Source organism: Kribbella sp. CWNU-51 (genome assembly GCF_054073265.1).
In genome coordinates this window covers 48,633-71,313 of sequence record NZ_JBSXMZ010000016.1, presented here as the reverse complement: position 1 = coordinate 71,313, position 22,681 = coordinate 48,633, and the positions used below count along the sequence as shown (strand labels likewise).

The 22,681-nt window shown below is 68.9% G+C and carries 22 protein-coding genes; 13 read left to right on the top strand and 9 right to left on the bottom strand.

Translation table 11 applies throughout. The features are described 5' to 3' along the window. The first annotated feature begins 14 nt into the window (after nucleotides 1-14). The gene (locus tag ACXC9Q_RS20360) at nucleotides 15-743 is read left to right on the top strand and encodes an alpha/beta fold hydrolase (protein ID WP_457058180.1); all 729 of its coding nucleotides are present in this window, start codon (nucleotides 15-17) and stop codon (nucleotides 741-743) included. A gap of 43 nt (nucleotides 744-786) precedes the next feature. Here ACXC9Q_RS20360 and ACXC9Q_RS20355 read toward each other — a convergent pair whose 3' ends face one another. Beyond that, entirely contained in the window at nucleotides 787-1,479 is a 693-nt protein-coding gene (locus ACXC9Q_RS20355; protein ID WP_457058179.1) for a CHAP domain-containing protein, read from the bottom strand. Nucleotides 1,480-1,597: 118 nt separating this feature from the next. On the opposite strand from ACXC9Q_RS20355, the gene ACXC9Q_RS20350 reads away from it, so the two are divergent. Then, nucleotides 1,598-2,281, top strand: a complete 684-nt coding sequence (locus ACXC9Q_RS20350; protein ID WP_457058178.1) for an NBR1-Ig-like domain-containing protein — start codon at nucleotides 1,598-1,600, stop codon at nucleotides 2,279-2,281. A 1,147-nt stretch (nucleotides 2,282-3,428) separates the two neighbouring features. Here ACXC9Q_RS20350 and ACXC9Q_RS20345 read toward each other — a convergent pair. Further along, nucleotides 3,429-3,938: a GbsR/MarR family transcriptional regulator gene (locus tag ACXC9Q_RS20345; protein WP_457058177.1), complete on the bottom strand. Its 510-nt coding sequence runs from the start codon at nucleotides 3,936-3,938 to the stop codon at nucleotides 3,429-3,431. 97 nt (nucleotides 3,939-4,035) lie between these two features. Between ACXC9Q_RS20345 and ACXC9Q_RS20340 the strand changes: the two genes are divergently transcribed. The 7 genes from ACXC9Q_RS20340 (at nucleotide 4,036) to rpe (ending at nucleotide 10,672) form a co-directional block, all read left to right on the top strand. After that, nucleotides 4,036-4,953, top strand: a complete 918-nt coding sequence (locus ACXC9Q_RS20340; protein ID WP_457058176.1) for an ABC transporter ATP-binding protein — start codon at nucleotides 4,036-4,038, stop codon at nucleotides 4,951-4,953. Beyond that, nucleotides 4,950-6,548, top strand: a complete 1,599-nt coding sequence (locus ACXC9Q_RS20335; protein WP_457058175.1) for an ABC transporter permease — start codon at nucleotides 4,950-4,952, stop codon at nucleotides 6,546-6,548. Before ACXC9Q_RS20340 ends, ACXC9Q_RS20335 begins: the two co-directional genes overlap by 4 nt. An 84-nt stretch (nucleotides 6,549-6,632) precedes the next feature. After that, a complete protein-coding gene (locus ACXC9Q_RS20330) occupies nucleotides 6,633-7,019 on the top strand; it encodes a pyridoxamine 5'-phosphate oxidase family protein (protein WP_457058174.1) in 387 nt (128 codons plus the stop codon). After that, the gene (cbiE, locus tag ACXC9Q_RS20325; protein WP_457058173.1) at nucleotides 7,009-8,331 is read left to right on the top strand and encodes a precorrin-6y C5,15-methyltransferase (decarboxylating) subunit CbiE; all 1,323 of its coding nucleotides are present in this window, start codon (nucleotides 7,009-7,011) and stop codon (nucleotides 8,329-8,331) included. The genes ACXC9Q_RS20330 and cbiE overlap by 11 nt, the downstream gene beginning before the upstream one ends. Then, on the top strand, nucleotides 8,328-9,068 hold the full coding sequence (gene cobM, locus ACXC9Q_RS20320; RefSeq protein WP_457058172.1) for a precorrin-4 C(11)-methyltransferase: 741 nt from the start codon (nucleotides 8,328-8,330) through the stop codon (nucleotides 9,066-9,068). Before cbiE ends, cobM begins: the two co-directional genes overlap by 4 nt. Then, nucleotides 9,065-9,799 carry a cobalt-precorrin-6A reductase gene (locus ACXC9Q_RS20315; protein WP_457058171.1) on the top strand — a complete coding sequence of 245 codons (735 nt, stop codon included), beginning with the start codon at nucleotides 9,065-9,067 and terminating at the stop codon, nucleotides 9,797-9,799. The genes cobM and ACXC9Q_RS20315 overlap by 4 nt, the downstream gene beginning before the upstream one ends. A gap of 207 nt (nucleotides 9,800-10,006) precedes the next feature. Then, a complete protein-coding gene (gene rpe, locus ACXC9Q_RS20310; RefSeq protein WP_457058170.1) occupies nucleotides 10,007-10,672 on the top strand; it encodes a ribulose-phosphate 3-epimerase in 666 nt (221 codons plus the stop codon). Here rpe and ACXC9Q_RS20305 read toward each other — a convergent pair. Continuing rightward, complete coding sequence (locus ACXC9Q_RS20305; protein ID WP_457058169.1) at nucleotides 10,637-11,854, bottom strand: MFS transporter; 1,218 nt, start codon at nucleotides 11,852-11,854, stop codon at nucleotides 10,637-10,639. The genes rpe and ACXC9Q_RS20305 overlap by 36 nt on opposite strands. Nucleotides 11,855-11,934: 80 nt before the next feature. On the opposite strand from ACXC9Q_RS20305, the gene ACXC9Q_RS20300 reads away from it, so the two are divergent. Continuing rightward, entirely contained in the window at nucleotides 11,935-12,726 is a 792-nt protein-coding gene (locus ACXC9Q_RS20300; protein WP_457058168.1) for an HAD-IIA family hydrolase, read from the top strand. On the opposite strand, the gene ACXC9Q_RS20295 is transcribed toward ACXC9Q_RS20300, so the two are convergent. The 6 genes from ACXC9Q_RS20295 to ACXC9Q_RS20270 all read right to left on the bottom strand — a co-directional run bounded on the left by ACXC9Q_RS20295 (nucleotide 12,723) and on the right by ACXC9Q_RS20270 (nucleotide 17,679). Further along, nucleotides 12,723-13,463, bottom strand: a complete 741-nt coding sequence (locus ACXC9Q_RS20295) for a polysaccharide deacetylase family protein (RefSeq protein WP_457058167.1) — start codon at nucleotides 13,461-13,463, stop codon at nucleotides 12,723-12,725. The genes ACXC9Q_RS20300 and ACXC9Q_RS20295 overlap by 4 nt on opposite strands. 115 nt (nucleotides 13,464-13,578) lie before the next feature. Continuing rightward, the gene (locus tag ACXC9Q_RS20290) at nucleotides 13,579-14,289 is read right to left on the bottom strand and encodes a polysaccharide deacetylase family protein (protein ID WP_457058166.1); all 711 of its coding nucleotides are present in this window, start codon (nucleotides 14,287-14,289) and stop codon (nucleotides 13,579-13,581) included. A 110-nt stretch (nucleotides 14,290-14,399) separates the two neighbouring features. Continuing rightward, the gene (locus tag ACXC9Q_RS20285) at nucleotides 14,400-15,149 is read right to left on the bottom strand and encodes an amino acid ABC transporter ATP-binding protein (protein ID WP_457058165.1); all 750 of its coding nucleotides are present in this window, start codon (nucleotides 15,147-15,149) and stop codon (nucleotides 14,400-14,402) included. Continuing rightward, entirely contained in the window at nucleotides 15,133-15,900 is a 768-nt protein-coding gene (locus ACXC9Q_RS20280) for an amino acid ABC transporter permease (protein ID WP_457058164.1), read from the bottom strand. The genes ACXC9Q_RS20285 and ACXC9Q_RS20280 overlap by 17 nt, the downstream gene beginning before the upstream one ends. After that, nucleotides 15,900-16,724: a substrate-binding periplasmic protein gene (locus ACXC9Q_RS20275; protein WP_457058163.1), complete on the bottom strand. Its 825-nt coding sequence runs from the start codon at nucleotides 16,722-16,724 to the stop codon at nucleotides 15,900-15,902. The genes ACXC9Q_RS20280 and ACXC9Q_RS20275 overlap by 1 nt, the downstream gene beginning before the upstream one ends. Nucleotides 16,725-17,034: 310 nt before the next feature. Further along, nucleotides 17,035-17,679: a helix-turn-helix domain-containing protein gene (locus tag ACXC9Q_RS20270; RefSeq protein ID WP_405068422.1), complete on the bottom strand. Its 645-nt coding sequence runs from the start codon at nucleotides 17,677-17,679 to the stop codon at nucleotides 17,035-17,037. A gap of 181 nt (nucleotides 17,680-17,860) precedes the next feature. Here ACXC9Q_RS20270 and ACXC9Q_RS20265 point away from each other — a divergent pair, with 181 nt between their 5' ends. The 3 genes from ACXC9Q_RS20265 (at nucleotide 17,861) to ACXC9Q_RS20255 (ending at nucleotide 22,631) form a co-directional block, all read left to right on the top strand. After that, complete coding sequence (locus ACXC9Q_RS20265; RefSeq protein WP_457058162.1) at nucleotides 17,861-19,930, top strand: vWA domain-containing protein; 2,070 nt, start codon at nucleotides 17,861-17,863, stop codon at nucleotides 19,928-19,930. A gap of 240 nt (nucleotides 19,931-20,170) precedes the next feature. Further along, complete coding sequence (locus ACXC9Q_RS20260) at nucleotides 20,171-21,346, top strand: serine/threonine-protein kinase (RefSeq protein ID WP_457058161.1); 1,176 nt, start codon at nucleotides 20,171-20,173, stop codon at nucleotides 21,344-21,346. Nucleotides 21,347-21,395: 49 nt separating this feature from the next. After that, nucleotides 21,396-22,631 (top strand): MFS transporter, encoded by a 1,236-nt coding sequence (locus tag ACXC9Q_RS20255; protein WP_457058160.1) that lies wholly within the window; start codon nucleotides 21,396-21,398, stop codon nucleotides 22,629-22,631. Nucleotides 22,632-22,681: the final 50 nt, after the last annotated feature.

Below are 22,681 nucleotides of genomic sequence, written 5' to 3'. Positions count from 1 at the left end.
GCTAAGGTCGAGACATGTACTACGAGTCCTTCGGTGACGGCCGGCCGATCATCTTCCTGCCCGGCTGGGGTGGCGACAACGGCGAAGGCCGCGACATCCACGAGCCCGTCTTCGAAGGGCGTCTGGGGTGGCGGCGGATCTACGTCGACCCGCCGGGCACCGGTAAGTCTCCGGCGGACCCGGCGATCACGGACCAGGACGGCATGCTCGCGGCGATCCTCGCGCTGGTCGACGACCTGGTCGGCGACGAGCGTTTCGCGGTGGCGGGTACGTCGGCCGGCGCGCTGCACGGTCGCGGCATCGTCAAGCGCGACCCGTCCCGCGTGCTCGGCCTTCTGCTGCGCGTGCCCGGCATCGTGATCGACCGCACCAAACGCACGCTGCCCACCGACGAGTATCTGGTCCGGACTCCCGAGTGGCAGGACAAGGATCGCCGGTACTACGACGCCGTCGAGTCGATCGCCGATCTCGAGTTCCTCGACCGGATCCAGGCCGACGTCAGCACCTATGCGCTGAGCGAGGACCCGGCGACCCGGTTCGAGGGACCGACGTTGATCGTCACCGGTCGCCAGGACACCATCACCGGGTACGCCGATGCCTGGTCGATCCTCGATGACTACCCGCGCGCGACGTACGCCGTCCTCGATCAGCAGGACCACGGGCTACCGGTCCGGCGACTCACGGCGTACCGGGCGCTGGTGGACGACTGGCTGGATCGCGTGGAGGAGCACCTGGACGCGTGAGGGGCGGAACGCGCGTCCAGGTGCTCTCCAGTGAGGGGACTGGTCAGAAGTTCGGCCAGGCCCAGCCGAGGTAGCTGGAGAAGTAGGGGAGTTTGGCCAGGCCGATCTTGCCGTTGACGCTGGTGGCCCAGAAGTAGCCGTCGCCACGGGCCACGCCGACGTGGCCGTACGGTGCGGCGAGATCCCAGAACACCAGGGCGCCCTTCGGCGGGTTCAGGTCGCCCTTGTGCGCGACCCCACGAGCGACGGCGTCGTTCCAGTCGATCTTGGCCGAGCCCCAGATCAGATCCTTGTTGTACGAGTTCTCGGCGGCCTTCTCGCAGTACCCCTGATACGCCGTCGACCCGTTGCGGGCGGCGTACCAGTTGATGGCGCGATCGGCACGCGGGTTGCTGGTGCACAGCGGCGCGACCAGGCCGGAGCTGCCGGTGTTGACGTAGGCGTCGGAGATGAAGCCCTTGCCGGGGACGTGGTCCCAGACCAGGCTGCGGCCGAACTTGCCGGTGACCGGCTCGCCGTAGGTCTGGCAGTCGATCTCGACCGAGCCGTTGGGTTGGGTGCCGACCGCGCCGAAGTCGGTGGCGTTGCCGGATCGGATGGTCACGCCGAGGCCGCTGTCGGTGACGACGGTGCCGGTAGCGGCGCTCGCGGGCAGGGTGCCGGTGAGGATCGCGGCGCCGCCGAGCAGGGCGGTCGCGGCGATGCGGGCGGTGATGCGTAAGAGGGCGGTACGCATGGTGTTTGTCCTTTTCGCTCAAGCAGTGGCGAACTGGCACTGACTTACAGAGAATCAGAGGGTTACGGTGTTGTCGCAGTGGGCAACGATCGACCGGGGAGTGCCAGGGGAGTGCACCGTGAGGCCAGCGCAGGCTCGCTTTGTGATCGGCTGCCGGATGCGTGAGCTCCGGGAAGCGGCCGGCGTGCCGCTCAGCCGCGCGGCCGCGGAGTCCGGCTGGGACAAGGGCCACCTGTCCCGCGTCGAGCGCGGCCACACCAAGCCCAGCCGCGAGCTGATCGAGTGGTACGACGCCTCGTTCGGAGCCGGCCAGGCCTTGGTCAACCAACTGATCGAGCTGGACGCCGCGGTCCGCGCCGGCCGCGACATGTCCCAACGCGACCTCCGCCGCCACGTGCAGCCAGTGCTCCTCGGCGGCTCCGTGCCGATCGACCACCACCCGGAGGACCGCGCCGAACTGGTAGGGGAGTCCGTGCCCGACGGCACGCGGGTCCGCCGGGATCAGTCGTTCGACAAGACCTGGGAGGTTCGCAACAGCGGCGAACGCCCTTGGCACAACCGCTGGCTGACCCGACAAGGCGCCGCCGGTGCCCCCGGCTGGCTACGGTCGCCGGTACGCGAACGCCTACCCGACGCCGAGCCAGGCCACATCGTGACGGTCACAATGACCCTGCAGGCCCCATCCCAGATCGGCGCCTCGACCGCCTACTTCAAAATCACCGACGAAGCCGGCCGCCTCTACTACCCAGGCCTGGAGTCCCCACCCATGTACTGCACCATCTTCACCGTCTACGAGCTCTAGGCCCGCCCCAGCCCCGCGCCCCGACTCCGCGCCGCGCCTCAGGCCCTCGCTGCGCCCCGACCTCTCGCCGCGCCCCGACCCCGCGCTGCGCCCCAGCCCCCTCGCCGCGCCCCAGCCAGAAGGTGGGGTGTGGACAGGATCTGGTGGGGTTGGACAAGGAATAGCGGCTCTTCTTCTCGATGTGTGGGTGGCGGCCCATCTGTCGTGTCGTGGTCGACGGGCGGACCCAGTACCGGTGACCTGACGGCCTGTCGTTAGGTCGTGGCCCTCGGTTCCCGGCATCGGGTCGGCAGCCTGCAGATGGCCGTCCGCCGGGTTCCGACCTGCTTGCGCCGCCCGGGGGTGTTGATCGGCGCGATTGCTGCGGCTCTGGACAGGTGCCGGGGTCCTCGGACACCGCACGGCCTGTCCGAGGCCACCAGGTGGTGTCCCAGGCCGCGCGGATCGCCACCGGTCCCACCCGCCACCGGTCCCACGCGCCGCTGCGACGGACCCGTCCGCCACTGCACCTGCCCGCGCGTGTGCGGCAGGTCCGGCTGCGGACGGAGGCTGCCGAGGGTGCGGCTGGAGGCTGGGCGTGTCAGCGCGACAGGAGGTGTCCGCCCCGGCCCCGGCCTGGCCGGCCGGAGCCAGGCGTGAATGCCTCCTCCGACCAGCACCCCTGGACCGACACCACCTGTCGAGCTGGCACGCCCAGCCGACCTCACCCACACATCCAGCAGATAGAGCCAATAACGGCCCTCCTGCTCAATGTCTGGGTGGTCCGCGCGGCTTTGGGTCGCGTGCCGGTGGGGGCTGCGTGGCCGTACCTTGCCCGAAATCCTGCGGTCGTCGAGTCGTGGATTCGGGGGGAGGATTGGTGGTTTCTGGGACCGCGATCCACGACTCGGCGCTACGCCTCTCGTCTCCCCGGGCGACGACCGAGCCGGTTAGTAGCTTGGTAGTGCCGGGGTGTCCCCGGAGGTGCTGTGACGGGGTGTTCGGGTGGCGTCGGCAGGCGGGCGTGGGGGGAGGACAGGTACTGGTGGGGCGGGACATGCAATAACCTGTTCAACCCCCAACGCCCTGTTCAAGCCCCCGACCCCCTGTTCAAGCCCCCGACCCCCTGTTCAAGCCCCCGACGCGCCGGTCAAGCCCCCGGTGGGGTTCAGAGGCTGGAGTCCCGCTCGGCTTCGATTTCGGCGTCTAGTTCGGCTTTGCGTTTGATCCAGCGTTCGCTGAGGCCCTTGACCTCTTCGCCGATGAAGTCGATGAAGCCGAGGGATATGCGGATGCGGCGGTGGGCGGCGGTGCCTTCGCCGGAGGCGTCGAGGACCTTGCGCAGCGAGTCGGCCCAGCGGACCAGGGCCTGGTCCTCGCTCATCATCGTCTGGTACCAGGCGTCGTCCTGGACGACGTACACATCGCGACGGGTGCCGGGCTCGCGCTCGCGGGTGGCCAGGCGCAGCTGCAGCAGGTAGTTGACCGCACCGGAGACCGCGGCCGGACTCGCCTGCAGCTGGTCGGACAGGTCGGCGGCGGTCATCCGTCCGTCCACACTCGACAAGATGGCGGCGAACACCCGGCCCGCCATCCGCGGCCAGCCGGTCTCGGCCAGCAGGTTGCCGAACTGTTCGGTGTACCGCCTTACGGCGTTGTCGTCTCGCTGTGCACTCACCGCCCCATCATCCCCTCTAGGTCACTCGGATACCTGACACGTGAACGACGTGTTAGAAAGATTCACAATCTTCTGAATGAAGTGTACGTTATGAATCATGACATCAGCCATCGTGGTCTCTGGACTGCACAAGTCGTACGGGAGTACGCACGCCCTCGACGGTCTCGACCTGGACGTCGCGACCGGTGAGGTGCACGGATTCCTCGGGCCGAACGGCGCCGGGAAATCCACCACCATCCGGGTCCTGCTGGGGCTGCTGCGGGGTGACGCCGGCGATGTCTCGCTGCTCGGTGGCGACCCGTGGCACGACGCGGCGAAGCTGCACCGGCGGCTCGCCTACGTTCCCGGCGACGTGAACCTGTGGCCGAACCTGACCGGTGGCGAGGCGATCGACCTGCTCGGCCGGCTCCGCGGCGGGCTGGACGAGAAGAAGCGCGACGACCTGCTCCGCCGGTTCGACCTCGACCCGACCAAGAAGGGCCGCACGTACTCGAAGGGCAACCGGCAGAAGGTCGCCCTGGTCGCGGCGCTGGCATCGGACGTCGAGCTGCTGATCCTGGACGAGCCGACGTCCGGCCTGGACCCGCTGATGGAGGAGGTGTTCCGGCAGGTCATCGAGGAAGACCGTCAGCGCGACCGCACCGTGCTGCTGTCGAGCCACATCCTCTCCGAGGTCGAGGCGCTGTGTGATCGGATCAGCATCATCCGCCGCGGCAAGGTGGTCGAGACCGGCACGCTGTCCGACCTGCGCCACCTCACGCGTACGTCGATCCACGCCGAGTTGGCCGCGTCGCCGAACGGCCTGGCCCAGCTGCCCGGCGTCCACGACCTCGATGTCGAGGGCAACCGGGTCCGCTGCGAGGTGGACACGGCCCAGCTGGACGCGGTGATGCGGCAGTTGTCCGCGAGCGGGATCAAGAGCCTGGTCGCGCAGCCGCCGACGCTGGAGGAGCTGTTCCTGCGGCACTACGAGGACGACGACACCAGCACCGAGCCCGTGGCGGCCGCGCGATGAACGACTTCGTCGGTACCGGGACCCTGGTGCGGCTCGCGCTGCGCCGGGACCGGATCCTGATCCCGGTATGGATCTTGGTGTTCGTGATTTCGGCGGCCGGGTCGGCAAAGGCGTCGATCGACCTCTATTCGGACCCGCAGTCCCTGGCCGAGGCCGCGCGCACGTCGAACGCGTCCCCTGCACTCGTCTCCCTGTACGGCCGGATCTTCGACGAGTCCTCGCTCGGTGAGGTCTCGCTGTTCAAGTTCACCGCGTTCGGTGCCCTGCTGGTCGGGTTGCTGGCCGCCATGCTCGTCGTACGGCACACCCGGAGCGAGGAGGAGAGCGGTCGCCTCGAGTTGCTCAGCGCCGGAGTGGTCGGCCGGTACGCCGCTTTGACCGCCGCGCTGATCGTGTCGTCGGGGACCGTCGTACTGCTCGGCCTGTTGACGGCCTTGTCGCTGATCGGGAGCGGTCTGCCTGCCACTGGTTCGTTCGCCTTCGGAGCGATGTGGGCCGCGGCCGGTCTGTCGTTCGCAGGCGTCGGTGCGGTGACGGCACAGGTCACCGAAGGCGCGCGGGCAGCGAACGGGCTCACCGCGGTCGTGCTGGGTGCTGCGTACGTCCTGCGCGCGATCGGCGACTCCGCGTCGAACGGCAGCACGCAGTGGGTTTCGTGGTTGTCGCCGATCGGGTGGTCGCAGCAGGTGCGTGCGTACGCCGGCGACCGGTTCGTCGTCGTACTGGTGCCGCTCGCATTCATGGCGCTGACAGTCGCCGGTGCGATGGCGCTGATCCGGCGGCGTGACGTCGGTGCCGGCCTGGTGCGGCCGCGTCCGGGCCCGCCCACTGCTGCGCCGTCGCTGCGGTCGCCGCTGGCGCTGGCCTGGCGCCTGCACCGCGGAGCGTTCTACGGCTGGCTCTTCGCGTTCCTGCTGCTCGGCCTGCTGGTCGGCAACATCGCGAGCAACGTGGACGGCTTCGTCACCAGTGACAGCGCCAAGGAGATGGTGGAGAAGCTCGGTGGGGTCAATGGCATCACCGATGCCTTCCTGGCGACCGAGATGGGCGTCATGGGTCTGCTCGCCTCAGCCTTCGGGATCCAGGCAGCACTCCGACTCCGCTCCGAGGAGACCGCGCTCCGGGCCGAGCCACTGCTGGCAACCGATGTCACTCGGAGTCGGTGGCTGGCTAGTCATGTGCTGATCGCGCTGTTCGGCACCGGTGCGCTGATTCTCGTTGCCGGACTGGGCTCCGGGATCTCCAGTGGTGCGTCGCTGGGCAACATGGGTCGCCAGGTGCCACGGATGCTGGGCGCGGCCGCCGTACAACTGCCCGCGATCTGGCTGGTCACCGCACTGGTCGTGATCCTGTTCGGAGCCGCACCCAAGCTGGTCACCGGCGGATGGGTCCTGTACGGCGTGTTCCTGTTGATCGGCCAGTTCGGATCGGTCTTCAACTTGCCGCAGTCCGTCATCAACCTCAGCCCGTACGGCCACACTCCGCGCCTCCCCGGCGGCGACTTCTCCGTGACCCCGGTCATCTGGTTGACAGCCATTGCCGCCGCTCTGACCCTGGCCGGCTTCGCCACCTTCCGCCGCCGAGACATCGGCTGACCAGAGCAGCGCTGGTCTGAGGGGTCCAGCGCCAACGGCCCGCCCGGCACCTCACCGGGCGGGCCGCTTGTCTACGATCGCTAGGTGTTGAGCGAGCGACTTGCCGGGTTCTGGACCGAGCGGCATCTGTGTGTGCTGAGTACCGTCCGAGCGGACGGGACTGTGCATGCGACGCCGGTGGGGGCGACGCTGGATGTCGAGGCGGGGATTGCTCGGGTGATCTGCTCGGGGACGTCGCACAAGGCGCGGACGATCCGGAAGGCGGGTGCCGAGGGTGCTGCGGTGGCCGTGACCCAGGTGGACGGGCGTCGGTGGAGCACGCTCGAGGGGCGTGCGGTGGTGAGTGACGACCCGGCGCGCGTCGAGGAGGCGGTACGGCGGTACGCGAAGAGGTACCGGGAGCCGCGGGAGAACCCACGCCGCGTGGTCATCGAGATCACCATCACGAAGGTGCTCGGCAATGCCGGCTGACCTGGTCACGGTGGTGGGAGTCGGTGCCGACGGCTGGAACGGCCTGTCCCCGGCCGCCCGTGCCGCGGTCGAGTCTGCCGAGGTCCTGATGGGCAGCCCCAGACAACTGGCCCTCCTGCCGCCAGACCTCAGCCACGCCGCCGCCCCGCGTGCGGACGACCCCGGCGACGTCGGAGCGACGTCGCCCACGGATGTCCCCGATGACGTCGGAGCTGCGTCGGCAGCGGACGTCCACGGCGGGGTCGCGGGCCGGGTGCGGGTTGCTTGGCCTTCGCCGCTTTCCGAGGCATTGCCGGGCTTGCTGCAGGAGCACCGCGGCCGGCGGATCTGTGTGCTGGCCAGCGGCGACCCGACGTTCCACGGCATCGGCACGACACTGACGCGGTTGCTCGGCGCAGACGCCGTACGGGTCATCCCACACCCGTCGAGCGTGTCGTTGGCCTGTGCTCGGCTTGGGTGGCCCCAGGACCAGGTTCAGGTAGTGAGCCTGGTCGGCCACCCCGTCGAGCGAGTCCACCCGCACATCCAGCCCGGTCGTCAGCTCCTGGTGCTGAGCTGGGGTGCTCACACCCCCGCAGAGGTCGCGGAGCTGTTGGTTGCGCGCGGCTACGGCTCCAGCCAGCTCACCGTCCTCGAACAACTCGGCGGCCCGTCGGAGCGTGTGCGGACGACCCGAGCCTCGGAGTGGTCGGATGACACCAATGCGCTCAACGTGATCGGTGTGCTCTGCCAGTCCGACGCGGACGCAGTCCTGCTGCCCACGGTGCCCGGTCTGCCGGACGATGCGTACGAGAGCGACGGACAGCTGACCAAGCGCGAGGTGCGGGCGGTGACGCTCTCTCGGCTCGCACCGGTGCCCGGCCAGTTGCTGTGGGACGTAGGCGGCGGCGCAGGCAGCATCGCGATCGAGTGGTCGCGCCATCACCCGACCTGCCGGGCGATCGCCATCGAACGCGATCCGGACCGGGCGAAGCGGCTGGACCGCAACGCCAATGCGCTCGGGGTAGAGCTAGCTGTGGTGCAAGGCGCGGCTCCGGCGGCACTCGACGGACTGCAGTCACCCGACGCGATCTTCATCGGCGGGGGAGCGACCGCGGCCGGCATGTTCGACGCCTGCTGGAACGCGCTCCGGCCCGGCGGCCGCCTAGTCGTGAACGGTGTGACGCTGGAGACCGAGTCCCTCATCGCCCAGTGGTACGGCGCGGTCGGCGGCGATCTCATCCGGCTCGACGTGCAACGCGCATCACCCGTCGGAACGATGACCGGCTGGCGTCCCGCGATGCCTGTCACGATCTGGAGCGTGACCAAGTGACCGTGCACTTCATCGGAGCCGGTCCGGGAGCTGCCGACCTGATCACGGTCCGCGGCCGCGACCTGATCGCCGCCGCACCGGTCTGCCTGTACGCCGGTGCCCTCGTCCCGGACGAGCTCCTCGACTACTGCCCACTCGGCGCGCGCAAGGTCGACACCGCCTCGCTCACCCTCGACGAGATCATCGCCGAACTCTCCGCCGCCCACGCCGACGGCCTCGACGTCGCCCGCCTCCACTCCGGCGACCCGTCCGTCTTCAGCGCGATGGCCGAGCAGATGCGCCGCCTCGACGCCCTGGGCATTCCGTACGACGTGACACCCGGCGTACCCGCCTTCGCGGCCGCCGCGGCGACACTCGGCCGCGAGCTGACCGTGCCCGAGGTCGGCCAGACGGTGATCCTGACCCGCATCGGTGGCCGGGCCAGCGCGATGCCGGCGGGCGAGGAGCTGGCGGTGCTCGGTGCGAGCCGGGCGACGCTCGTACTGCACCTCGCCGTCCAGCAGATCGACCGGGTCGTGGCCGAGCTCGTGCCGAACTACGGCGTCGACTGCCCGGTTGCGGTCGTTGCCCGGGCCTCGCGCGACGACGAGGTGATCCTGCGTGGGACGCTGGCCGATATCGTGGACCAGGTGCGGGCCGCGGACATCCGCCGTACCGCCGTGATCATTGCCGGAAAGGTGCTCTCGGCAACGACCTTCCGTGACAGCCACCTGTACTCGGCCGCGCGGGTGCGATGAAGGTCCTCCTGCTCGGCGGGACCGGCGAGGCTCGGGAGTTGGCCGACGTGCTGGTCGCTTCTGGCTTTGAAGTGGTGTCGTCGCTTGCCGGCCGCACAACTGACGCGCGGCTACCCGTCGGTGAGGTGCGCTCAGGTGGCTTCGGTGGCGCGGCCGGGTTGGCGCGCTGGCTCCAGGCGAACCCGGTCGACGCCGTCGTCGATGCGACTCATCCCTTCGCGGCCACGATGACGTCGCATGCGGTGACTGCCGCGCGTCAGGTCGGCGTACCGCTGCTCGTCCTCCGGCGTCCGGGCTGGAGCGCCGAGCCCGGCGACACGTGGCACTGGGTCGGCTCACCGGCCGAAGCCGCCCGGTTGCTGCCCTCCTTGGGATCCCGCGTGTTCCTCACCATCGGCCGCCAAGGACTTGAGGCCTTCGCGACCACCGGCCTCTGGACTGTCGCCCGCTGTGTCGACGCGCCCGAACCCCGGCCGTCATGGTGCACGCTGGTCCTCGCCCGCGGTCCGTACGACGTCGACGGTGAGCTCAGTCTGCTGCGCGAGCACCGGATCGACGTCGTGGTCAGCAAGGACAGCGGCGGCCCGGCAACTTCGGCAAAGCTGGAAGCCGCACGCCGGCTCCGCATCCCCGTCGTCGTCATCCGGCGCCCGCCGCTGCCGTCGGGAGTCGGCGTGGTGGACTCCGTCGCCCAGGCAGCCAAGTGGCTCGCGGACAACCTCACTCGATGATCCGGAAGCCCTCAACTACACCTCCGTCGACCCACCCGGAGCTCTTCGTCTGCCACCGGCCCACCACGATCGGGGAAGTCCTGGCCGCTGAGCTCGCCACCTGACAGCCGATCCCTGGCCGCTGAGCTCGCCACCTGACGGCCGATCCCTGGCCACCGGGCTCACCACCTGACGGCGGATCCGCGGGGTCTCGGTAGATTGACGCCCATGGGGATTCAGATCGCGCCGAGCATCCTGTCCGCCGACTTCGCGCGGCTGGCCGATGAGGCGGCTGCTGTGCCGAATGCGGACTGGCTGCATGTCGACGTGATGGACAACCATTTCGTCCCGAACCTCACCCTCGGCCTGCCGGTGGTGGAGTCGCTGGCGAAGGCGACCGCCACCCCGCTCGACTGTCACCTGATGATCGAGGACCCGGACCGCTGGGCACCTGGGTACGTCGAGGCCGGCGCGTCCAGCGTCACCTTCCACGTCGAGGCGTGCAAGGCGCCGATCCGCACCGCACGCGAGATCCGCGCCAAGGGCGCCCGTGCGGCGATGGCGCTGAAGCCGGCTACGCCGATCGAGCCGTACGAGGATCTGCTGTCCGAGCTCGACATGATCCTGATCATGACCGTCGAGCCCGGCTTCGGCGGCCAGAAGTTCCTCGACGTCTGCGTGCCGAAGATCCGCCGGACCCGCGAACTCATGAAGAAGCACGGTCTCGAGCTGTGGATCGAGATCGACGGCGGAGTCTCCGTCGACACCATCGAGCGGTGCGCCGAGGCGGGCGCCGACGTGTTCGTGGCCGGCTCGGCCGTCTACGCCGCCGACAACCCGAACGCGATGGTCGAGCAGCTACGCGGTCTCGCCGAGCAGGCTGCCGGCCGGTAGCGCGGACTCAGTCGGCGACTGTGCCGGCACCCGCAACAACAGCACCATCGAGACTCCCGCGAGTACGGCGGCCACCAGCCAGACGTACCGCACTCCGAAGCTCTCGATCACCGCGCCCGAGACGGCGGCTCCGATCGCCGCGCCACCCATCGCCGCGCTGCCCATCCACCCGAACACCTCGGTCCGGACCGTGTCCGGGGTCAGCGCACCCAGCCGCTCGTACAGCGCACCGATCGCCGGGGCCAACGTGAGCCCCGACAGCGTCAGCGCAATCCCGAGCGACACCGGTGACCACGTCGCGAACACGCAGAGCAGCATCCCCGCTGTGACCAAGGCGGCCCGCCGCCAGAGGTACGACGGACGCCGACCAGGCAACGCGCCCGCCACCGCGCCGCCGACCAGACTCCCGAAGGCCCAGACAGCCTCGAAGATGCCCGCGATCAGCCGCTCACCGTGCTCGTCCGCGAACGCCACGATGCCGAGCGAGATGCCGTTGAACGCCATCACCCACAGGCCGAAGGACAGGATCAACGGCAACCGATACCGGTGCCAGAGCAACTGACGCGCGGTCAAGCGCACCTCGCCGTGATGATCCCGGTGCAGCGGCTTGGGTTGTCGGAGCGCGTACCACCAGATGAAGAGCGCCGACATCGACGCCGCGAGCAGGACACCGAGCCGCGGGCTGGCGACGCTGACGGCCGTTGCCCCGAGCATCGGCCCGACAATGAACAGCAACTCCTGAGCCGTCGCATCCACCGCGTACGCCGTCCGCAACGCCGGACCCTTGACTACGCGGGGCCAGGCGGCGCGCAGCGTCTGCATCACTGGCGGCACGAACCCACCGCTGATCAGCGCGGCCAGTGGCATCAGCCGATACCAACCGGCCGGCAGCAGAGCGATCCCGAGCTGGGCCACGCTCCAGGTGATCCCGGTAAGTAGCAGCACGCCGCGTGGACCGCGCCGATCGGCCGCGCGGGACCACAGCGGCCCGGCGATCGCCATACCGACGGAGTACGCACCCGCGACCACGCCCGCCCAGCGGAACGACCCGCTCAGGTCCTTCGCGAGGAACGCGATCGGGACCATCGTGGCGAGGACGGGCAAGCGCGCCAGCAGGGACGACACCAGCAGCGCCATCACGCCGTGCGTCCGCCACAGCTCGCGGTACCCGGACAACTCCATGGACAGCATTCTCACTCTGCCCACCGACAGTTTGCGATGGATTACCTCGCGGGCGGAACCGGCCCACCTACGATGGGCCAATGACCGAGCACAAGCCGGTGGAAAGCTGGCTCACGGACATGGACGGCGTGCTGGTGCACGAGGAGCGTGCCATCCCCGGGGCCAGCGAGTTCATCGCGTCGCTGCAGGCGTCAGGGAAGAAGTTCCTGGTGCTCACCAACAACTCGATCTTCACCCCCCGCGACCTGCGGGCCCGGCTGCTGGTGGCGGGCATCGACATCCCCGAGACGGCGATCTGGACCAGCGCGCTGGCTACGGCCCAGTTCCTGGACGACCAGCGTCCGGGCGGTACGGCGTACGTGATCGGCGAGGCCGGCCTGACCACGGCGCTGCACGAGGTCGGCTACGTGCTGACCGAGAGGGATCCGGACTATGTCGTCCTCGGGGAGACCCGCACCTATTCCTTCGAGGCGATCACCAGGGCGATCCGGTTGATCTCCGACGGCGCGCGGTTCATCGCGACCAACCCCGACCCGACCGGCCCGTCGCAGGAGGGTCCACTCCCCGCGACCGGTTCGGTGGCGGCACTCATCACCCGCGCCACGGGCGTCGCGCCGTACTTCGTCGGCAAACCCAACCCGCTGATGATGCGCAGCGCGCTGAACCGGATCGAGGCGCATTCCGAGACGACCGTGATGATCGGTGACCGGATGGACACCGACATCATCAGCGGTCTCGAGGCCGGTCTCCGCAGCGTGCTGGTGCTCTCCGGCTCCACCGGCGAACACGAGGTGGATCGCTTCCCTTACCGTCCGACGCGGATCGTCGAGTCGATCGCCGACGTCGTACCGCTCGTCGCCGCGATGGCCTAGCAGGTCAGCGTACGGAAACCGTAGCCCTGCGCCTTGAGCGACTTCAGAATGGTGGGCAGCGCGGCCGCGGTCTGAGTGCGGTTCCCGCCGCCGTCGTGCATCAGGATCACCGACCCGTTGTGGACGTTCTTGAGCACGCGCTGCACGATCGCCGGTGCACCGGGCTTGGTCCAGTCACGGGAGTCGACCGTCCACACCACGAGGTCCTTGCCGAGCGCCCTTGCCCGTTGCGTCACGGTGGGGTTCATTCCGCCGTACGGCGGTCGCAGGCAGGCCGGTGTACTCCCGGTGGCCGCCCGGATGGCCTGATCCGTCGACGCGACCTCCTGCCGGAACGCCGCCGCGCCCAGCTTGCGGAGGTCGGCGTGGTCCCAGGTGTGGTTCTCCACGCTGTGCCCGGCGGCGTGGATGGTCTTGGTCAGCTCCGGGTGCTTCGCGACGTTCTTGCCCACCTCGAAGAAGGTGGCCTTGGCGTCGTACTTCGCCAGGATCGCCAGGATCTGCGGTGTGTACGTCGCGTCAGGCCCATCGTCGAAGGTCAGCACCACGTACTTGGTCGGCAGCGCGACATTGGCCGGCGTCGGCGCCGCCGCTGAGGGCGCGGGCGCCTTGGGCGCCGGTGGTTGGCTGGGTGTGCGGGCGGCCGCGACAACGACAGAGCCGATCACCGCGCTGACCACCATCATCATGGCCAGCCCGATCATCCGGTTGCCGGCGCGCGTCAAGCGAACATCCATGCGTCCCCCAGGGCGGTGGGTGGCTCACTTCCTCACCCGTCCACCATGGACACACCGCCGCCGAAAGCCAGCGCCCACGCCGCTTCCGCGTCAACAATCCACGAATACCGGACGCTCAGGTACAGGACATCGTGGTGAAGCCGTAGCCGCGCGCCTTCAGGGTTCTCAGGATCGTCGGCAGCGCCGCAACCGTCTGGCTGCGATTCCCGCCGCCGTCGTGCATCAGGATCACCGACCCGGTGTGCACCTTCGCCAGCGCCCGGCGCACGATCACCGACGTTCCCGGGCGCGACCAGTCGCGCGTGTCGATGGTCCACACGCGGATCTTCTTACCGAGGGCGGCTGCTCGCCGGGTGACGAGTTTGTTCGTCCCGCCGTACGGCGGCCGCAGGCAGCGTGGGGTGTAGCCCGTCTGGGCCCGGATGTATCGGTCCGTCTTCTGGACCTGGTACCTGAAGGACGTCGCCGAGACGTGGCGGAGATCCGGGTGCGACCAGGTGTGGTTCTGCACGCTGTTGCCCTGTTGGTAGACGCGCCGGGTCAGGCTCGGGTACCGAGCGACGTTCTGGCCGATCTCGAAGAAGGTTGCCCTCGCCCCGTAAGCGCGAAGGATCTTCAGGATCTGTGCGGTGTACCGCGGACTCGGGCCGTCATCGAAGGTGAGATAGACGTACTTGGCCGCGGCATCGGCCTGGGTGGCGGCGGCTGTGGTGGCTCGGGTGGTCGTGGCTCGGGTCGTGGTGACCCGAGGTTTGGCAGACGCCGTGAGCCCAAGCGTCGTGAGCCCAAGCGTCGTGACCAATCCGATGGCGACTGCAGTGATCATGAGTCGGCGCGATCGACGGTACAGAGACATGGCTACCCCCCGTGTGTAGCTGCACCCCGAACGGGGTCGTCCTCCATCGTGCGCCCCCGGCAGGCCTTTCGGCCAGGGCCTCAAAGCACCTGTGACAGGAACTGCCGCAGCCGCGGCGACTCCGCCGCGCTGAAGATCTGCTCCGGTACGCCGGACTCCACCACGACCCCGTGGTCCATGAACGCCACCTGGTCGGCGACCTCGCGGGCGAACCCCATCTCATGCGTGACGACGACCATCGTCATCCCCACCTGGGCGAGATCGGCCATCAACCCGAGCACGCCCTTGACCAGCTCCGGATCGAGCGCCGAGGTTGCCTCGTCGAACAGCATCACCTCGGGTTTCATCGCCAGCGCCCGGGCAATCGCGACTCGTTGCTGCTGACCGCCGGATAGGTTCCCTGGGCGCGCCTCCGCCTTGTGGCTGAGCCCGACGAGCTCCAACTGCTCCAGGGCCCTGTCCCGCGCCTGCTCGGCGTCGAGCTTCTTGAGCTTGCGCAGGGGGAGGGTGATGTTCTCGAGCACGGACTTGTGCGGGAACAGGTTGAAGTGTTGGAACACCATCCCGATCCGGCGCCTCAATTCGTCCGGACTGCCCTTCAGCACGGACTCACCGGCCAGCCTGATGTCGCCGGCTTGCGGTTCGAGTAGCCGGTTGATCACCCGGAGCAGTGTCGACTTCCCGGAACCCGACGGGCCGATCACACACGCCGTACGCCCGGTCGGTACGGCGAGATCCACGCCGCGCAGCACCTTGTCGCTGCCGAACGCCAACTCGACTCCGGCCACCTCGAGACTGGCGGCGGTGTTGACCTCAACGGTGGTTGGCATGCGCCAGCTCCTCCAGTACGACGTCGTCCGCGCGGGACTCGTGGGTCGGACGGCCCTCCCGGAGACGCTTGTCGAAGTAGTTCACGAGATGGGTCAGCGGCACCGTGATCACCAGGTAGAAGATGCCCGCGAGCAGCAACGGAGACAGGTTGCCGTTGGTCGCGGCCGCGTCCTGGCCGATCCGGAACAGCTCGCGCTGACTGGCGAGCAGGCCGAGGAAGTAGACCAGGCTCGACTCCTTCACCAGGGCGATGAACTGATTCACCAGCGCGGGCAGAACCCGTCGTACGCCTTGCGGAATGACGACGAGCCGCATGCCGTCCGGGTAGCTGAACCCCAGTGCGCGGGCCGCCTCGAGTTGGCCCTTCTCCACGCTCTGGATGCCGGAGCGGAAGATCTCGCCGATGTACGCGGCGGCGATCAGGGAGAGGGCGAGGATGCCCAGCGGGTACGGGTTCGGGCCCCACCAGTGCCGGGTGATCGGGGACAGGCCTTGGCCGATCAACAGGATGGTCAGGATCGCGGGCAGGCCGCGGAAGACGTCGGTGTAGATCTTCGCGGGCCAGCGCAGCCAGCGCTTCGTGGACAGGGCGAGGACCGCCACGATCATGCCGAGCAGAGTGCCCAGCACGACCGAGGCGGCCGCCAGGATGAGGGTGTTGACCAGTCCCACCTTGAGCATCTCGGGCAGGACGTCCTTCATCGACCCCCAGTCGAGGAAGGTGTCGTTCAGTGTGGACCAGATGTCCATCAGCCGGCTGCTGGGGTGGTGCTCGCCTTGGGCGGGGCGACGTTTCCGCTACCCGGCTTGAAGTTCGGCGGCACGGCGCGACCCGGATAGTACTGTGCGACCAGCTTGGTCCAGGTGCCGTCGGCGATCACCTCGTCGAGCGCCTTGTTCACCGTGTCGCGCAGCTTGTCGTTGCTCTTGGCCACGGCGAACGCCATCGGCGCGTCGCTCAGCTCCTTGGCGGCCAGGATGACCGTGCCGCCGCCTTGCTCCTTGGCCATCTTCTCGCCGATCTCGGCCGGGCTCACCCAGGCGTCGGCCGTACCGGCCTTGAGCTGGCCGAGCGCGGCGTTGTAGTTCGGCACGCGGACCGGGTTCAGGTTCTTGGTCGTGGCGTAGTCGTCCTGGACGGTGCCCTGGACCACGACCACGCGCTTGCCCTGGAGCTGGTCGAACGACGTGATCCCGGAGTCCTTGGTGGTGTTCAGGCCGAGGTAGCCGAAGTCGTACCCGTTGCTGAAGGCAACTGTCTTCTTGCGCGCCTCGGTGACCGTGATCGACGAGCTGCCGAGGTCGAACTGACCGCCGTTGACCTGCGAGAGCAGCGCGGAGAAGTCGGTCCCGACGAACTCAGGTTTCAGGTTCAGCTTCTCCGCCACCGCGGTGATCAGGTCGTTGTCGAACCCGGTGAACTTGCCGTCCTTCACGTACACGTTCGGCGGCGCGTCGGTCAGCGTCCCGATCCGCAACGTCCCGGCCTTCATCAGCCCGAGATCCGGACCACCACCCGCGGCCGAGTCCTCATTGCTGCCACAGGCAACCATCGAGACAGCCAACGTGACCACGACCCCAACTGCAACAACCCGCCGAACAGCGCCCAACGCGCGCACAAGCCTCTCCTCACAACGTCAACGAACGCAGGGCAATCCACCCCGCCGACGCCACCCAACACCACCCGCGAACCCGGCATTCCACCCCGACATCCACTGAGATGCCGCCACAATATCCACCCGGCTTGTGCTATATCAACGCCCAGCTCCACGCAAAGCCCGGCCGTCCTAGGCCCCTCAACCGTGCCCAACCTCACACAAAGCCGTTGCCCTAGGCCCCTCAACCGTGGCTTGTGCCCGCAGTGGGACCATCGACGGCGGCTCCTCAGCCGTGGTGTTTCTCATAGTGGGCGAGGGCGTCGGCTGTGCGTCCGGTCCCGTAGGCGAGCAGTAACTCGGCCACGGCCGGCGAATGCTCCGCAGCCGCGGCGGCCGCCGCCTGGATCTCCTCGGCGGAAGCGACCGCGCGGAAGAGGTCTTGGATCTCGCGCACGACAGCCCGCGCGGGCTGTGACGTGTTCGCGGTCAGGTCGTGCGGGACAGCCGGCGCGGGCTGACTCGTCGGTGCCGGCAATCCGGCGGGCGCCGCGAACGGTGTCGCCGAGTCCGTGACCTGTCCTGGCAGGTGGGCGGACGATCGCGGCAGGTGTGTGGTGGTGGGGTCGTAGGCGCCGGTGGCAGCGCGGATCCGGTCCAGGTCGCCGGGAATGTCTTCGGGATCGATCTCACCGGCCACCGCCAGGTCGGCGAGCTGCGAAACGGCGCGAAGGCGCGACACCACCGCGGGGTTGCCGATCTTCACCCGCTGCGCGCTCATCAGCTGCGACAGCATCGGCGCGGACAGTCCGATCACCTGCGCGAGGGCGCTCTGGTTCAACCCGAGCGGCCCGGCCACCCGCCGCACGACCTCACCGAGCGGTTCGCCGTACAGGTCGATCTGCTGCTGGATGTTGTGTGCTGTCTGGTCCATCGGTGAGCTCCCCTCTCGCCGGCCGCCGTCCGTGGTCGACTGCAAACATCTTCGCAGTTGCGAACGCAAATTTCCAGTCCCAGTGTTTGCAGTTGTGGATTTCAGGCGTGGGACACCTGACTTGACATTTGCGATCGCAAACTGCCAAGGTTTGCGGCAGCGAATCTCACTGGAGGAAACGATGACGGCTCTGCAGGGACACCGCCGCCCCGCGGTGTGGGCGCTCCTCGCCATCACACTGACCGCCATACTGGCCGGTCTGACGACCGGGACCGCCCTGGCCGACCCCGATCCAGCCAGCGGCAAGCTCGTCCTGGTGCTCGACTCGTCCGGCTCGATGAAGGAGCCGGCCGGCGACGGTCAGACGAAGATCGCCGCGGCTCGGACCGCGCTGACCCAAGTGGTGACCAAGCTGCCGCCGACCGCGGAGGTGGGCCTGCGGGTGTACGGCGCGACCGTGTTCAAGCGCACCGAGCCCGGCGCGTGCACCGACACCCAGTTGACGGTCCCGATCGGCACGAGCAACCGGCCGCAGCTGCAGGCCGCGATCACAAAGTACAAGCCGTACGGTGAGACTCCGATCGGCTACGCGCTTCAGCAGGCGGCCAAAGACCTCGGCCCGAGCGGCCAGCGCACCATTGTGCTGGTCTCCGACGGCGAGGCCACGTGCGCGCCGGATCCCTGTGTGGTGGCGCAGTCGATCGCCAAGCAGGGCATCGACCTGAAGATCGATGTGGTCGGGTTCCGCGTCGGCGGGAAGGCCCGGACCCAGCTGCAGTGCGTCGCTCGCGAAGGCCGGGGTGACTACTACGACGCCGACTCGACCATCGACCTCGAGGCCGGGCTGGATCGCCTGTCCACCCGAGCCTTCCGCCCGTTCCGGATCTCCGGTACGCCGGTCCAGGGTGCGCCGCAGCAGGATGGTGCCCCGGTGCTTGCCCCGGGCCACTATTCCGACACGTTCGGGGTGGACAACACCTCGAAGCACTACCTGATCAAGCGGACCATGACCGGTTCGACGCTGCGGGCCGGGGTGAGCTTCCGGCGTCCGTCAGGTGGCAGCTTCGTCATCCAGACCGAGGTGAAGCTCAACACACTCACCGGTGAGCAATGCGGCTGGAGCTACCCGAGAGCGTTCGACGGCGACCAGGGCCTCGCCACAGGGACCGCCGCAAGCTGGTCGAAGTACAAGAAGAAGGACGATGAGTGCGCCGAGTCCGACCAGTTGGTGCTCACTGTGAACCCGGGCAAGGACTTCCGGGAGATCAAGGGAGTGCCGTACGAACTGCGGATCGACGAGGAGCCGCCGGTGGATTCGACCACCAGCCTCCCGGCGCCGGCCGCTGACCCGGTCTGGGTTCCGATGGCCGGTTCGACCCCGCGCGAGATCGTTCCCGGCTCCAGCTTCCCGGATGCACCGCTGCTCCAGCCCGGCAGCTACAAGACGACGCTGATGCCGGGGGAGCTGCAGCTCTACAAGGTCAAGGCCGACTGGGGTCAGCGGATCCAGGCGCAGATCACCGTGCCGGAGATGGCCGGTGCCATGGCTGAGGCCATCGATGGGATCCGCTACCTGGACACCGCGCTGATCTCGCCCATCGGTGAGGACGTGTACGCCGTCTTCGCCAAGAAGGTGCCCGGTGGTTCGTACACGAAGGCTGTGCTCACCAAGCGTGGCCTCGTGAAGGCAGTGACGACCAAGGAGATCCGCTACCTGAACCGGAACGGAGCCAACAACCAGGACACCGGCACCTCGACCCCGGGCGAGTACTACATCGCGGTCTCGCTGACCCGGAAGACCGACGACAAGGCCTTCGCGATCCCGCTGACCCTGACCGTCGGCCTGCAGGGCACCGCCGGCACCGGAAAACCGGAGTACGTCGACGGCGCAACGCCGGTCTCCGGTGACTCGATCACCCCGTCGCCAACCGCATCCCCCTCAGAGACCCCGAGCAACGGCTCTGGTGACGGCAACAACACCGAGGCCGGCGGCCCGGTCCAGGGCAGCGCCGACTCGGGCGACGGCACTCCGGTCGGCCTGATCGCGGGTCTCGGCGGAGGCGGCCTACTCCTCCTGCTGCTCGGGGCGTTCGCGGTACTCCGCCTCCGCAAGAAGCCGGCCGCCGCCCACCCAGCCGCACCCTGGCAGCCCGCCCAACAGCCCTACCCGAACCAGCCCCCGCCCCAGTACCCGAACCAAGCCCCACCGCAATACCCGAACCAGGGCGGCCAGCAACCGCCGCACCACTAACACCCGCACACGGCCCGGATCACCCCCAGTGATCCGGGCCCTGCCATCTCCAAACCAGCACGACCACCCGCCCCACCCAACGCCGTCCACCCACATCGGCGCACCGGCGATGGCCGCCGCAGACCCGGCCGAGGCTGGACTGCGGCCGTCCCGCTGACCGGTCGCTGGAGCTCCATCTGCTCATCGCGGCGGGGCGGTGGGCTGGGGGTGGTGGGCGGGTGGGGCGGTAGGTTCTGGCTGGTGGAGGCGTTTGCGGGAAGGTATCGGCTGATCGACCTGATCGGGACCGGCGGGATGGGGTCGGTCTGGCGGGCGTGGGATCTGCGGCGGTCGGCGTACGTGGCTGCGAAGGTTCTCGGTCAGCATGATGCGGTGACGTTGCTGCGGTTCGTCCGGGAGCAGTCGTTGCGGATCGAGCACCCACATCTTGTCGCGCCCCACGGCTGGGCTGCTGACGACGACAAGGTCGTGTTCGCGATGGATTTGGTGCGTGGCGGGTCGGTCGCCACGTTGCTCGGTGATCACGGTCCTCTTCCGCCGTCGTACGTCGCTGTCCTGCTCGATCAACTCCTGCATGGGCTCTCCGCAGTCCACGCCGCGGGCGTCGTGCACCGTGATGTGAAACCCGCCAACCTCCTGCTCGACGTGACGGGTACGGGGCGACCGCACCTTCGGCTGTCCGACTTCGGTGTCGCGGGCCTGCTCGACGAACCGCGAATGACGCGCCACAGCACAGTCCTCGGCACTCCGGGCTACCTCGCACCCGAGCAGCTGGCCGGTGCCGACCCGGACCCACGCCAAGACCTGTACGCCGTCGGCGCCGTCGCAGCCGAACTCCTCACCGGCGAACGCCCCGGCACAGACGGCAAGGTCCCTGCTGTGGACGGTCCGCTCGCCGACTTCATCCGCCGGAGTACGGCGTGTGATCCGTCCGACCGCCCCGACTCCGCGACGAGCGCCGGCCGCCTACTCGCCGCCACCGGCGTACTCCCACCGGCCGGCACCACACCCTGGTCCGCCGACCCCGACTCACCCGAAGTCTTCGACCAACTCCCGCCCCTTCCACCCGCGTGGACCCCAACAGGCCCAGCCCCACACCCGACGCCCTCCCGCCCCGCAACCCCACGGCCCACTCCACCCGCGCCCGAAGTCCCGCGCCCGGCCCCCGCCGCGCAGGCATCACCCGCCTCTGGAGGACAGGCACCTGTCTCCCGTGGACACTTGGCACCGTCCGGCGGGCGGGCGGCGCTCGGAGCCGGCGGGGGTGCGGGGACGGGCGGACCGGCGGCACTCAAGGCTGGCGGGGATGTGGGGTCGGATGGCCGGGCGGGGCGGGTGCTTCGGTGGACGGCTGGTGTGAGTTTTGTGGGGGCGGCCGGGTTGCTCGGGGCCGCGGCTTGGCTGCTTCTGCGGTGAGCGTCGAATTCCAGTTGCGGTCGATCGGTGGAGTGAAAGACTGCGGGTGATGAATTCGACGACGGTCAGCGCGCGTGTGGCGGGTGGTGATCGGGTTCGGGTTCGGCGGCTGGTTGCCGCGCTTGCGGTGACGACGACGGTTGGGTACGGCGTACTCACGTATGCGTTCAGCGTGTTGCTCGGGCCGATGAGTCATGAGCTGGGGATCTCAACCACCACCGCGGTCGGTGCGTCGACGACCGCCGTACTGATGAGTGGTCTGATGTCGATCCCGGTCGGGCGGTGGCTCGATGTGCGGGGTGGGCGTGGGCTGATGACGTCGGGTTCGGTGCTGGCGTCCGTGGCCGTGCTGGGCTGGTCGCAGGTGCAGAACAGTGTCCAGTTGTACGGCGTCTTCGTGGCGATCGGGATGGCGTCGGCGATGGTGCTGTACCCGCCGGCGTTCGCGGTGGTGGTTGCGGCCGCCGCTCCGGCATCGCGGACGAACGCCATTCTCGGCATCACGTTGGTCGGTGGTCTGGCCAGCTCGATCTTCCTGCCGTTGACCGGTCGGCTCGTCCACGGGTACGGCTGGCGTACCACCCTCATCCTGCTGGCCGGTGTGCTCGCCGTGACCACGATCCCGCTGCACGTGGTCGCCGTACGACGGATCAAGCCCCAGGCCACTCCGCGGACGGAGTTGGCTGAGAGGAGAGGGGCACCCGCCAGAGTGCTGCGTGATCCGGGGTTTTGGCTGCTTGCGGGGGCGTTTGTCGTGCACAGTGCGGCACTTGCCGTGATCTCGGTGCACCTGGTCCTGTACCTGGTGAGTCTCGGGCATCCGCCGGCGCGGGCGGCTGCGCTGGCCGGGTTGCTTGGGTTGTTGTCGGTGACCGGGCGGTTGGTGACGAGTTTGTCGGCTCGGTGGTTGCCGATGGCGACGATTACGGCGGGGATTCTGTTCGTGCAAGGGGTGGCGATCTCGCTGTTGCCGCTGGTCGGGCGGCAGGTGGCGGGGGCGGTCGGGTGTCTGGTGCTGTTCGGGCTTGGGTTCGGGGTGTCGTCGATCGCGACGCCGGCGATCCTGCTGGACCGGTACGGCGCCACCGGGTTCGGCACCATCTCCGGGCTGCTCACGACGCCGACCACGATCGCGAAGGCGCTCGGGCCGCTCGGCGGCGCGGGGCTGGCGAACGCGTTCGGGTACCGCCCGCTGATCCTGACGGTCGCCGGTGGGTGCGCCGTCGCGGCCGTCGCGCTCGCGCTCACCCGGCGGCTCACACCCCGGCGGGGGCCCAGGATGTGACCGTCGCGCCCGCGGCTCACAACCCCGGCGGAGACCAGGATGTGATCTAG